This window comes from Shewanella loihica PV-4 (assembly GCF_000016065.1).
Taxonomy (GTDB): Bacteria; Pseudomonadota; Gammaproteobacteria; order Enterobacterales; family Shewanellaceae; genus Shewanella; species Shewanella loihica.
The window spans coordinates 1,838,568-1,850,513 of sequence record NC_009092.1; the positions used below are offsets into that span (position 1 = coordinate 1,838,568).

Below are 11,946 nucleotides of genomic sequence, written 5' to 3' on the forward strand. Positions count from 1 at the left end.
TTTAATCAATGAGATAAGGTGGCTGTGATGGCGGGACAAGATAGAGAGATCACCCTGCGATTTTTGGCCGAGCCGGCCGATGTAAACTTTGGTGGCAAGGTCCATGGTGGCGCGGTCATGAAATGGATCGATTTAGCCGCCTATGCCTGCGCGGCGGGGTGGAGCGGTAAGTACTGCATCACCGCCTATGCAGGGGGGATACGTTTCGTCAAACCCATTCATGTGGGTAATATCGTCGAGGTGGGGGCCAAGGTGATCTATACAGGTCGCACCTCGATGCACCTGGGGATAGACGTGAAGGCGGGCGATCCCAAACATCCAGAGCGACATCTTACCACCCACTGTATCGTGATCATGGTGGCGGTGGACGATTCTGGTCAACCCTCCCCTGTGCCTGAATGGATCCCCGTTACCGAGTCGGACAAGGTGATGCGCGACTCTGCCATCCGCCTGATGGAGATGCGCAAGAAGATCGGCGCCGAGATGGAGGCCCACCTCAAGCCTTAGGCTTTGGTCTTTTATTATTGTCTATGACCTTAACTTCAACTCCCGCTTCTTCTGCTAGCACGGGCGAGAATCCCTATTTTCTCGCCCTGGACTATGGCACCCAGAGCGTTAGGGCCTTAGTGTTCGACCGCCAGGGGCAGCTAGTGGCTAAACGGCAGCATGCCGTGCAGCCTTATCGTGACGGCGCACCTGGTGAGAGTGAGCAATCGGCCGACTATTGTTATCGCCAACTGGTGGATGTGATCCGCGGCCTGTTTGAGCACACTCAGGTGTTGCCAAGTCAGATCAAGGGGATGGCGTTGACCACCCAAAGGGCCTGCACTGTGCTGCTCGATGACGCGGGGCAGGCGATATCGCCTGTCTACATGTGGTCCGACAGACGCCTGGCGAGCGATAATCTGCCGCCCATGGCCTGGTACTATCGTCTGGGGTTTTTCTGTATCGGTCTCAGTCGGCGTATCGCCTATCTGCGCCGCGCGGCGAAGGTGAACTATCTTCTAGAGCATCAAAAAGACAGGCTAGCTGCTGCCGATAAGGTGGGGCTGCTTAGCGGCTACCTCATCGGACAGATCACCGGCAGGCTAGTTGATAGTAAGGCCTCACAGGTCGCCTATCTTCCCTTCGATTATCGCCGCAAAGCCTGGGCGCATCCGCGCAGCTGGCGTTGGCAGGCGCTTGCTTGCCGTCCATCGCAGATGGTGCCCTTGACCGCCCCGACCGATCAGTTGGGCCTGGTGAGTGAGCATTTTGCCAAGGATTCTGGTTTAACGCCGGGCCTTGCCGTCTATGGCGCCGGTGCCGACAAGGCCTGTGAGGTGTACGCGGCTGGCTGCGGCGAGCAGGAGATTGCCTGCATTAGCCTTGGCAGCGCGGCCATACTCGCCTGGGGCGGTGAGCGCTATCGCGAGGCCTATCGTTATCTTCCTGCTTTTCCCTCGATCGAAGCAAATGACTATATTACCGAGATCCAGCTAGAGCGAGGCTTCTGGCTGCTGAGCTGGCTCATCGAGCAGTTTGGCGCCCAGGATGTGATCGAGGCTAGCAGGCTTGGCATCAGCCCTGAGCAGTATATCACCCAGGCTATTGCCAAGGTGCCTGTGGGCGCAGATGGTCTTTTGCTGAGCCCGCTCTGGGCCCAGGGCGTTATCTATCCAGGCCCCGAGGCGAGAGGCAGCATAGTCGGCTTTACCCCAGAGCATGGCAGGCTGCACCTGTACCGCGCCGCCATCGAAGGGATCCTGATGACCCTCAAACAGGGGCTGCTTTGCCTGGAAAGACTCAAGGGCTCACCCTTTAAGGTGGTTCGCATCACGGGCGGCGGCGCCCAGAGCGACCTGGTAATGCAGATGTGCGCCGATATTTTTAACCGCCCCGTGGAGCGTTTATCGCTGCATGAAGCCTCAGGCCTTGGCGCCGCCATGTGCTGCGCCGTGGGCGCTGGGATCTATCCAGATCTCGCCAGTGCCAGAGGTCAGATGTGCCGCCTTGGCGAAAAATTCGAACCCGAGGCTGCTCATGTGGCACAATATGCCCGCGTATTTACAGCCTTCGAGGCCTTGTACCCCCAAATAAAACCTTTCTTCAAGAAGGTGAACAGGCAGTATTAAACAACAAAGAGATAGGACAGAAGATGGCAAAGGTAGCATTTTTAGGATTAGGCGTGATGGGATTCCCTATGGCGGGGCATCTGGTGAAGCATGGTCATGAGGTAACTGTCTACAACCGTACTCAAGCCAAGGCACAGGCCTGGTGTGATACCTATGGCGGTAACTGGTGTGCCACCCCAAATGAGGCCGCCAAGGGACAAGACTTTGTGTTTGTCTGTGTCGGTAACGATGACGATCTGCGCTCTGTGGTGCTGGGTGATACCGGCGCGCTAGCGGCCATGGCGCCGGGTAGCATACTGGTCGACCACACCACGGCATCGGCAGATGTGGCGCGCGAACTTGGCGCCGCGGCTAAGGCCAAAGGGGTTGGTTTTATCGATGCGCCAGTTTCTGGCGGACAGGCCGGCGCCGAGAACGGCGTGCTGACCGTCATGGTGGGCGGCGAAGCGGCGAACTTCGAGGCTGCCAAGCCGGTGATGCAGGCCTACGCTCGCTGCGCCGAGCTGCTGGGTGAAGTGGGTAGCGGTCAGCTGACTAAGATGGTGAACCAGATCTGTATCGCCGGTGTAGTACAGGGGCTGGCCGAAGGCTTGCATTTTGCTCGCAGTGCCGGCCTAGATGGCGAGAAGGTGGTTGAGGTGATCAGCAAAGGTGCCGCACAATCATGGCAGATGGAGAATCGCTATCAAACCATGTGGCAGGGTCAATATGACTTTGGTTTCGCCGTCGACTGGATGCGCAAAGACTTAGGCATCGCCCTGGGTGAGGCGCGCCGTAACGGCTCACACCTGCCGTTAACCGCATTGGTGGACCAATTCTACAGTGAGGTTCAGGCTCAGGGCGGACAGCGCTGGGATACCTCAAGCCTGTTAGCGCGCCTGGAGAAGAGTCGCGGCTAATGCCAGCATCCAGGTATCTATAACCTGCTTGTTAGATAATAAAAAGGACTGCCAAGCAGTCCTTTTTTGATCCTTAAGGTGTGGAATCAGACCTTAAACCGGATCGACCATGATGTGTTCAAGTTCTACGGCGGCAACCGCGTGCAGGGCATCCATGGTGGCGCCTACCAGGGAGATCTTGCCCTGGCTGGATTCGATCAACACGGCGCGATTGATCTCGCTGAAATCACGGTTATGTCTGGCCATGGCCGACAACGCCATCTGCATCGGCAGCATGGAAGGGTTGAAGGCGGCGTTTTCCGCATAGCGGCCGCAGAAGGTCGCGCCATCTCGGGTCTCTAACACCACGGCGGCATAGCTTTCACTATAGGGCGCGTAGCTCAGGCTCAGGTGATCCAGCGCCTCGATGATCATGGGATCGGCGCTTTCCAGGGTAAACTCATGTTGCTGTTTGGAGAGCAGTGGCGTCTTGATATTCAGATCGGCCGGACCGAAGGCGTAGGGCAGATAGTGAGACAAGGGCTGAGTGGCCTGCTCAGGCAGGTGGATGCGGATGGCTTGGCCCTCGACCAATTCGTTCATAAACTGGCGACAGTGACCACAGGGAGAGGCGTTGACTATGATATCTTCGATGCCAGTCTCACCGCTTAACCAGGCGTGGCTGATGGCGCTCTGCTCGGCATGGACGCTATGAAACAGGGCTTCGCCGTCCAGTTCTAGGTTGGCCCCCATGTAGATGTCACCGCTGGCGCCCTTGGCGATGGCGCCCACATAAAACTCGCTAATGGGAGGCTTGGCAAGTGCGGCGGCGATGGGCAGCAGGGCTAACAGCAACTCATCCTGGCTCATCTGCGTGGCCGCGGCTAAGTCAGCTACCTGCTGGGCGTCCATATGCCCCACAAAGTCCTGGTTCAATAAAGGGACTAATTGATCTGCCAAAGGTTGAGGCAGTTGAGCTATGCAGTGAACAAATCTATCTTGCATGAGCTTGATCCTTAATTGTTAAGCTATTGGAAAATCATTTTAGTAACTAAGTTACCATGAAAACGGGATCTGACGCCCATTTTGATCGCCATTTCCCCCAAATCACCGCAATTTCGGCTACAGGTTGCTAAGATAATGACACAAAGCCGTCAATAACTTCTGTTTTTCTTCGTCAGCCTCTGTGTCGTTGACCAAGGTTTCCAGCTTGATCATATAGTCAGGATCATTCAGGCGTGACTGACAGAAGGTGCGCCAACGTTGCTGCTCGGTATCATCCAGGGTTTCCGGATAGTTGCGAGCGCGGTAGCGAAACAGCATTTCCGGCAGACGCTCGTCGTCAAAGTCGAGCTCCAGCGCGGCTAAGTGTTGCGGCGCCGTATGACGTATGATCTCCATCTTGCTCTTGTCGGCGTGACTGAAGAAGCCACCGCTGTAGAGTTGCAGATCCGGATCGCTTATCTCATTGCCATGCTCGGTATCGAAGACGGCCACCAGTTTCTCTCTGATCTCTGGGTGCTGACGCAGGCGCTTGTATTGGGCGCGGGCAAATTCCTTGTCTATCTCTAAACGCTGGGCGTTGCCGTCTGTGAGTGTCTTGGCGGTTGCAATAAAGGGACACTTGTTGATGTGTAGCTGTTTTAGGCCGATTGGCAGCTCGTCGCTGGCGAGATCGACCCTTGGGGTATACATGCGCTCGCGGATCTCATCGGCGCTCAGTTCAATCAGCGGCGTGACATCCATGGCCAGATTGACGCAGATGATGGCATTCTTATTGGTGCTATGGTGAGCCACCGGCGCGATCAGCGTGGTACAGCCGTGAAGGGCGCTGATCTTGGAGCTGACATGTATCAGAGGCTGCATGTTCAGCACGTCGATCTGCTTGCTCACTTCATTCTTCTTACGCAGATTGAAGTAGTAATCGAATAGCTTTGGCTGACGCTCTTTGATCAACTTGGCCATGGCGATTGTAGCGTACACATCTGACATGGCGTCGTGGGCTTTGTCATGGCTTAGGTTGTTGGCCTGGGTGAGGTGCTCAAGCTTAAAACTCGGGCTGCCATCCTCTTTCTCGGGCCAGTTGATGCCTTCGGGCCTTAGCGCATAACAGGCGCGCACCAGATCTATGATGTCCCAGCGGCTGTTGCCGTTCTGCCACTCCCGCGCATAGGGATCAAAAAAGTTACGGTAGAAACCGTAGCGGGTCACCTCATCGTCGAATCGCAGCGAGTTATAGCCGGCCACACAGGTGTTGGGCTGGGAAAACTCGCTATTGATCCTGGCCATAAACTCCGCTTCCGGCATCCCCTTGAGATTGGCGAGCTGGGGCGTGATCCCGGTGATAAGGATCGCCTCAGGCGAGGGCAGGTAGTCGCTGGCCTGCTTACAGTAGAAGGTTACCGGCTCAGAGATGATGTTGAGATCCATATCGGTTCGAATACCGGCAAACTGAGACGGCCTGTCTTTGGCCGGGTTTGCGCCGAAGGTCTCGTAGTCGTGCCAGAAGATGCTGGGAAGGTTATTTGCAGGCATAGCGTAAGGTAGCGTGTGAATAGTGGCACTTATCATAGCACCCTAGTTTGCGCCTGCACTAATTTAACGGTTTATTTTCCCTATTTGATTGAAATCGCGTCATTTTGAAGTTGGCAGCGGCTCAGTTGGCCAGTTACAATGGTCGGCTAACGAGGAATAACCCGATGTTTGAACCCTTACTGACTCAGCCACAATTTATCGAACTGACCCAGAGGCGTCAGTTGCATCTGCGTTTGCGTGAGTCGGTGAGCGATTTTAGCCTGCTGCAGACCATGGGGGGACACCTGCTCGAATGTGTGGTGACCCAAGCGTGTAGCGACAAGGGCTTGATCTTAAGATCCCATCCTTACCTCATCTGCGAGCTAGTTTCCGGGGAGGGGCCTGCGCTTGATGCAGCAATGCCTCAAGAGGAGAGCTTACACCGCTCCCACGGCCAGGGCTGGCGTCTGTTTAGTGCACTTGGGATCTCGCCCGTGATGTGCGCCGAAAGGTTACGTAAAGGCTTGGTGATAGCGGTTGAGACCCTGGGCGATAGCGTGTGCTTTCGGCCACAGTTTGATCAGAAATGGTTGCTGGTGACCCTGGAGCGCGACCTGAGACTCTTCGGCGGTCCCCTGGAGCTGCGAAGAGCCAAGGCGGTACTTGCCCGGGCGGAAGATCTCAGCCAAAACGCCGAGGCGCTGCTGCTGGAGATAGGTGAGATAGAGCTGGTTCGTCAGGAGCTGGCCCATTTTGCCAATCATGGCGATGTGAAGCAGCACGGGGTGATCTTAAGCGAGGTGACCAAGGTGGATGAGCAGTTGCTACGCAAGAAGCAGTTATTGTCCCATCATTATTACCAGAAGGTACAGCGTCCTAACTGGCAGCATGCCGCCAATCAGCATGAAGATCTCGAGGCGCTGCAGCGCAAGCTGGAGTCCTATCAGCTGCTGGCACCACCCGAACTTAACCTAATGGTTGAGCAGATGTTTTTAGACGACTAGTCGGTTTATGACCCGACTAGTATTGGAATATTGTAATGAATTACCTTTGTCCTATCTGTCAGCGCACGCTGTCACTCATAGATCGCACCTGGTGCTGTGAGGCAAATCATAGGTTCGACTGTGCCAAAGAGGGTTATGTCAACCTGCTGCCGGTGCAGAAGAAGCGCTCTAAAGATCCCGGCGACAACAAAGAGATGATGTTCGCCCGGCGGGAATTTCTCAACAAGGGCTACTATGAGGCGATGAGCGATAGGGTAAATGCCCTAGCGCAGGAATATGCCGGTGAGGCTCGTCATGGGCTGGATATAGGTTGCGGCGAGGGTTACTACAGCCACAGACTGCTGCAAGCCATGGGCAGCGCCGAGTCGTTTAGCCTCAGTGGCTTGGATATCTCTAAGTCGGCCCTTAAATATGCGGCCAAGCGCTATCCGGATATTCAGTTTTGTGTGGCCAGCAGTTTCGAGATGCCCTTTGCCGATCAGAGTTTCGACTTCATGTTGCGCATCTACGCCCCGTCGCAAGATGACGAGCTTAGACGCGTCGCTAAGCCGGGTGCCATTCTGATCACCGTCTCGGCGGGCCCGCAGCATCACTTTGCCCTTAAGCAGGTGATCTATGACCAGCCAAGACCAAATCCCGAGGTGGACAGCCAGATAGTGGGGTTCGAGCGTCTGCATAGCGAGCGACTGACGCAATCTATGACCATCAGCGACAGTGCGGATATCGGCCATTTTCTAGCGATGACCCCCTACAATTGGAAATTTACCGATGCGCAGCGCGCCTTGCTGACATCCAAGCCCTTGACCTGTGAACTGGATTTTAAGCTTGAGGTCTTTCGGGCCTGCTAGCTGGTTAATCCTTGTTTAATTTGTGTTTTTTATCCGCTTAAAAAAACTTAGTGTTTTTACACGAAGTTTTAGAAGGTTTTTTTGTAACAACTGACAGATATGTAAGTAAAAAATAGGATTTGCGCCTTTTAATGTTTGTTGACATACGGTCAGAATGATTTATAGTGAACTCAGCTTGAAGGTTGGGCTTAACTTTATGTGTTCAATACGACCAGTTCGTCCTGTTAACATAAGTAATACCGGCATTTTCCAGCTCTACTGCCGTTTAAGGCTTTATTTTATTTAGTTACAGGATTTATATCATGTCTCAAGTTACTGGCGTTGTTAAGTGGTTCAACTCTGACAAAGGTTTTGGTTTTATCGAGCAAGAGTCTGGCCCAGACGTTTTCGTACACTTCCGTGCGATCAACTCTGACGGTTTCAAAACTCTAGACGAAGGTCAGAAAGTGCAGTTCACTGTGACTCAAGGTCAAAAAGGTCCACAAGCTGAGAACGTAACTGTTATCTAAGCTGACCTTTGGGTAACCCAAGGTTACCTAAAAACAGAATTCCAAGAGCTGTGATGAGTATCACAGCTCTTTTTTTGTCTGCAATTTCCCGCAAAGCCCATTCTTGAAGCCTAATCCACGGCTTATCTTTCATGCTTGATTTTCGCTTCCGCGAATTTACGATACGAGTCGAGGATTCGTTACCAGTTTTCGTTGCCAGCCTCAAGTTTCAGTCTCAGGTTTCAGCCTCAGGTGCCAGCTTCCAGTTTCGGCCCCCGGCTCCAGCATTGGGAGGCTAGGGCAAAAGAGTGAGTGAGAGATGAAGAGAATAAAGAGTTAGAGAGTTGAGAGTTAAAGAGTTGAGGCGGTCAGCCTAAGCGCAGAAGTTAATGAGCGGGCACGGCATAGGCGCCGTGCCCTAAGTGACACTCTGCATAAGTGTCACTTTATATGGGTGACACTCCGTATTAGTGCCACTTTATCTCAGTGACATTCTGGCTTAAGCCTGTGAGAACAGCTTGTCTTCCAGGGTGCGGCCTCGTTGAATGGCCCGGTAGCGCCAGTCTTGGCGATTGAAGAGGGCGAACAGCTCGGTTTCCAACGCGAAGCTTGCCGTGACCTGATAGTGGATCACAAACTCCTTGCTCTGACTGGATTTCACCGATATGACCTGAGGCAGCGCCTCTAGCGCCGCCATCAGCGCTTCGTCGTCGCAGCTCTGCATGGTGAGGGTCAGGTATTCGTCGGCCAGCTCGTCCTGAATCGAGATAGATTGATTCAGCACGCCTTTATCCAGATAGAGCACCTTGTCACACAGCTTTTCCAGCTCCGCCAGGTTGTGTGAACTGATGACGAAGGTGGTCTTGCCTATCTGAGCGCGTACCAACTCGCGTATCGCCTTGGCGTTGGCGGGATCCAGCCCCGCGGTCGGCTCATCGAGCAGTACCAACTCGGGAGAACCTATGAGTGCCTGAGCAATCGACACCCGCTTGCTCATGCCATGGCTAAGAGAGGAGGGCTTTTGCGCAGCGACCTCTGCCAGATCAACCAAGGCCAACACCCGCTGGCACTCCCGGCGCGCCGATGCGGCATTAAAGCCTTGTAACTGGGCAAATAGCTCCAGCTGCGCTGCTATGGTGAGGTTAGGATCGAGCCGCGCATCCTGGGGCAGGGCGGCAACCTTCCCCAGGAGCGCCGTGCTGCCGGGGGCGTGTCCTAAGATCTCCACAGCTCCTTCTGTTGGGCGAATATAGCCACACAGCAGCGAAAACAGGGTGGTCTTGCCCGCACCGTTGGGGCCGACCAGGGCGATAGGTTGTCCAGCGCTGAGTTCCAGGTTGATGTCGTTGAGTGCGCGTTTGCTGCCGAACTGCTTGCTCAGCGCCTTACAGGTGATTAGCTTCATAGTGCGATCCTCGCCATATAACTTCTTCCTAATAGCAGGAGTACACCGGCCTGAAGCAGGGGAATGGCTGCTATGGCAAGGCTGCTAAGGCCTTTGGTATTAATCATCATATCCAGCTGGGCACCGGGCACCAGCCATTGCAGTATGTTACTGAGTCCAGGTAGATAATAGGAGATGATGCCGTTGGCTATTGTGCTACCCGCTAAGAACAACACAGCATAGATGCTCGCCTGTCTCGCCGAGTTGGCGTGCAGTGACAAGATTGCCATCATGGCGGTAAAGGGGGCCAGGACGATCATGATATTGATAAACACCAAAACCCCCGAGCCCATTGCGGCCCACACCAAAGCCGTGTCGCGATAGGCCACCAGTAATAGTGTCGCCACCAGAGTGAGTATCAGCAGTATCGCCTGGATCAGCAGATAGCCAGTGACCCGACCGAAGAACAGGGTGTCGCGGCTGACTCTCAGAGTGAGGAAGCGAAAGCTGCCCCTGGCCTTGTCAGAGGCAAACTGATCGGCGCCCACAAACAGACTGAAGATGGGGAAGAGGTAGAGCGCGGCGACCCAGAGAATGGCCATCTCGGCCACGTCCCACGAGAGCAGTTCTCCCACATTGGCGGCGCCAAATACGCCTTCGAGTAGCTGCTTAAAGTCAGGCGAAAACAGGTAGAAAGAAGCCTGTCTTATGGGGTACCAGAGGATGAGGCACCAGGTTAGCGCAAAGGTGGCCAGGCCTATCATGCCTCTTGTGCTAAAGAGGATTTTTTTCAGTTCGAACCTGGCCAACACCAAGGCTGCGTTCCATGAACTGCGCGGAGTAAGATTATCCAAAGATGATTCCTTTATCATGTTAATGAAGGCTCAGCCTAACATTCATCTGTTTGTCTAAATGTTTCAGATTGTTGTTAAATTTTGCCTAAGAGCTCGGCAACTTGCAGTTTCAGTTCGGCCACTTGCTGTTCGAGCAGCGCGACGCGCTCCACAAGCTCATCATTTGCCAGGCTACTCGCTTGCGCTGGCTGAGTTGCCAGTTGAGTATCGAGCTGCGTCTCGGCCTCGCTGATGAGTTCGATAAAACGCGATTCACGCTTACCCGGCTCTCTAGGTAGCTGACGAACCAACGCCGGCTCCATCTGCGCTAGGCTGTTGAGGGCTTGCTCGACCTGGGCGACATCGTTAAAGCCATATAGGCGATTACTGCGGGTTCTTAGCTCTCCAGCGGTCTGTGGCCCTCTTAACAGCAAGAGACAGATGATGGCGACTTTGTCTTCGCTCAGCTGGAGATCGCTAAATTCTGTGTTGCAGAATCTGTGCTTGTATTTGACGACGCGCGAGCCGAAACCACTCTGTTCGGCTACCAGGCGTTTCTTCGCCAGAGAGTCCAGCGCGGCCTGGGTATCAGCTTCCGACAGGTTCATCACAGGCTCGCGGCTCGATTTTTGGTTACAGGCCAAAGTGAGGCCGTTGAGGGAGAGGGGATATTGCTCTGGCGTCGTCTTCTCTTTTTCCAGTAGACAACCTATCACACGCGCTTCATGGGAGGTGAGTTTCATGATTTTGGTACCCAGATAAAAAAAGCATAGCCCTGTTATAACAGAGCCATGCTTTTATGCAAAGACAATCAGAGGCTTGGCGCTTTCGCTGCCTAACTTCTATTCAGTCAGGCGGATACCGTCTGCCTCGATGGCGATCTTCTGCTGCTTGTATAGGCCGCCGATGCTCTTCTTGAAGGCCTTCTTACTCATGGCAAGCTCGGCGTAGATCACTTCGGCATCTGTCTTGTCGGTGAGGGGCAGGAAGCCGCCGGCCTGGTTGAGTTTCATCAAGATGGCGGTGGCATGTTTGTCCAGCTCCTCTTTGGCGCCGCGCTGCAAGATCAGGTCAATCTTATCGTCACTCCTGACACGCTTGATGAAGCCTTTGATGCGCTGACCAAACTTGAGGGGTTGATACACCTCATTCTTATACAGCACACCCCAGTGGCCATTGTCGATGATGGCCTTGTAGCCAAGGTCTGTGGTACCGGCGATGATCAGGCTCACCTCTTGGCCGTTGCGATAGGGCGGTGGCGTGCGGTCGAGGAACTTGTCTATCTTCGATGAGGCCACGATGCGATCGTCGGCGCTGTTAACATAGACATAGACCAGATAAGAGCGTCCCACCTCGATCTCCCTGTGCTGCTCACCGAAGGGCAACATGAGATCTTTATCCAGGCCCCAATCCAAGAAGGCGCCGTAAGGTCCGGTCGCGACTGCCTTAAGGTAGGCAAATTGGCCCACCTGCGCCTTGGGGCGCTTGGTGGTGGCGATCACCATATCTTCTGAGTCCAGATAGAGGAAGACCTCGACGCTATCGCCTACTTCGCAGCCTTGGGGGGCAACTTTATTTGGCAGCAATACCTGGCCGAATTCATGGGCATTTAAGTACACCCCAAAATCGACGCGTTTGACGATCTCTAAGGTGCAGCGCTTTCCTATCTCTATCATGTGGTTCTCTATGGATTATGGCTTAGATGTTAAATGTGGCGATTATAGTGGAAATCTTGCCAAGATGCTTTAGCCTAAGCAGTTTATTCTGAAGTGAATGACATTAATTTCGGCTCAGGGGCGAGTGAGTCAGATAGACTCCAACGGCTGACAGTGTGGGAACCCGGTAAACGATAGGGCCGACTGTCTGTTTAATGCCCGGCTGTT

Annotated in this window: 12 protein-coding genes; 6 read left to right on the forward strand and 6 right to left on the reverse strand. The window is 54.1% G+C overall.

All coding sequences use genetic code 11. The features are described from left to right. Window positions 1-27: 27 nt before the first annotated feature. Genes SHEW_RS08335 through SHEW_RS08345 form a run of 3 tightly spaced genes read left to right on the forward strand, consistent with a single transcriptional unit; the run spans window position 28 to window position 3,013 of the window. Entirely contained in the window at window positions 28-507 is a 480-nt protein-coding gene (locus tag SHEW_RS08335) for an acyl-CoA thioesterase (protein ID WP_041406598.1), read from the forward strand. A 23-nt stretch (window positions 508-530) separates the two neighbouring features. Next, complete coding sequence (locus SHEW_RS08340; RefSeq protein ID WP_011865407.1) at window positions 531-2,114, forward strand: FGGY-family carbohydrate kinase; 1,584 nt, start codon at window positions 531-533, stop codon at window positions 2,112-2,114. A gap of 23 nt (window positions 2,115-2,137) precedes the next feature. Further along, entirely contained in the window at window positions 2,138-3,013 is an 876-nt protein-coding gene (locus SHEW_RS08345) for an NAD(P)-dependent oxidoreductase (protein WP_011865408.1), read from the forward strand. 93 nt (window positions 3,014-3,106) lie between these two features. Here SHEW_RS08345 and cdd read toward each other — a convergent pair whose 3' ends face one another. Both cdd and sbcB read right to left on the reverse strand, forming a co-directional pair. Next, the gene (gene cdd, locus SHEW_RS08350) at window positions 3,107-3,997 is read right to left on the reverse strand and encodes a cytidine deaminase (RefSeq protein WP_011865409.1); all 891 of its coding nucleotides are present in this window, start codon (window positions 3,995-3,997) and stop codon (window positions 3,107-3,109) included. A 117-nt stretch (window positions 3,998-4,114) separates the two neighbouring features. Next, window positions 4,115-5,527: an exodeoxyribonuclease I gene (gene sbcB / locus SHEW_RS08355; RefSeq protein ID WP_041406600.1), complete on the reverse strand. Its 1,413-nt coding sequence runs from the start codon at window positions 5,525-5,527 to the stop codon at window positions 4,115-4,117. A 164-nt stretch (window positions 5,528-5,691) separates the two neighbouring features. On the opposite strand from sbcB, the gene SHEW_RS08360 reads away from it, so the two are divergent. The 3 genes from SHEW_RS08360 (at window position 5,692) to SHEW_RS08370 (ending at window position 7,867) form a co-directional block, all read left to right on the forward strand. Continuing rightward, complete coding sequence (locus SHEW_RS08360) at window positions 5,692-6,510, forward strand: hypothetical protein (RefSeq protein WP_011865411.1); 819 nt, start codon at window positions 5,692-5,694, stop codon at window positions 6,508-6,510. A gap of 35 nt (window positions 6,511-6,545) precedes the next feature. Then, window positions 6,546-7,358: a 23S rRNA (guanine(745)-N(1))-methyltransferase gene (gene rlmA / locus SHEW_RS08365; protein WP_011865412.1), complete on the forward strand. Its 813-nt coding sequence runs from the start codon at window positions 6,546-6,548 to the stop codon at window positions 7,356-7,358. Window positions 7,359-7,660: 302 nt separating this feature from the next. After that, entirely contained in the window at window positions 7,661-7,867 is a 207-nt protein-coding gene (locus tag SHEW_RS08370; RefSeq protein ID WP_011865413.1) for a cold-shock protein, read from the forward strand. A gap of 478 nt (window positions 7,868-8,345) precedes the next feature. Here the strand turns inward: SHEW_RS08370 and SHEW_RS08375 are convergent, their stop codons facing one another. The 4 genes from SHEW_RS08375 to SHEW_RS08390 form a co-directional block, all read right to left on the reverse strand. Further along, a complete protein-coding gene (locus SHEW_RS08375) occupies window positions 8,346-9,251 on the reverse strand; it encodes an ABC transporter ATP-binding protein (RefSeq protein WP_011865414.1) in 906 nt (301 codons plus the stop codon). Then, window positions 9,248-10,084, reverse strand: coding sequence for an ABC transporter permease subunit (locus SHEW_RS08380; protein ID WP_223294779.1), 837 nt, complete (start codon window positions 10,082-10,084; stop codon window positions 9,248-9,250). The genes SHEW_RS08375 and SHEW_RS08380 overlap by 4 nt, the downstream gene beginning before the upstream one ends. 74 nt (window positions 10,085-10,158) lie before the next feature. After that, entirely contained in the window at window positions 10,159-10,806 is a 648-nt protein-coding gene (locus SHEW_RS08385) for a YceH family protein (RefSeq protein ID WP_011865416.1), read from the reverse strand. Between the two features lie 99 nt (window positions 10,807-10,905). Further along, a complete protein-coding gene (locus SHEW_RS08390; protein ID WP_011865417.1) occupies window positions 10,906-11,739 on the reverse strand; it encodes a CvfB family protein in 834 nt (277 codons plus the stop codon). Between the last annotated feature and the right edge of the window lie 207 nt (window positions 11,740-11,946).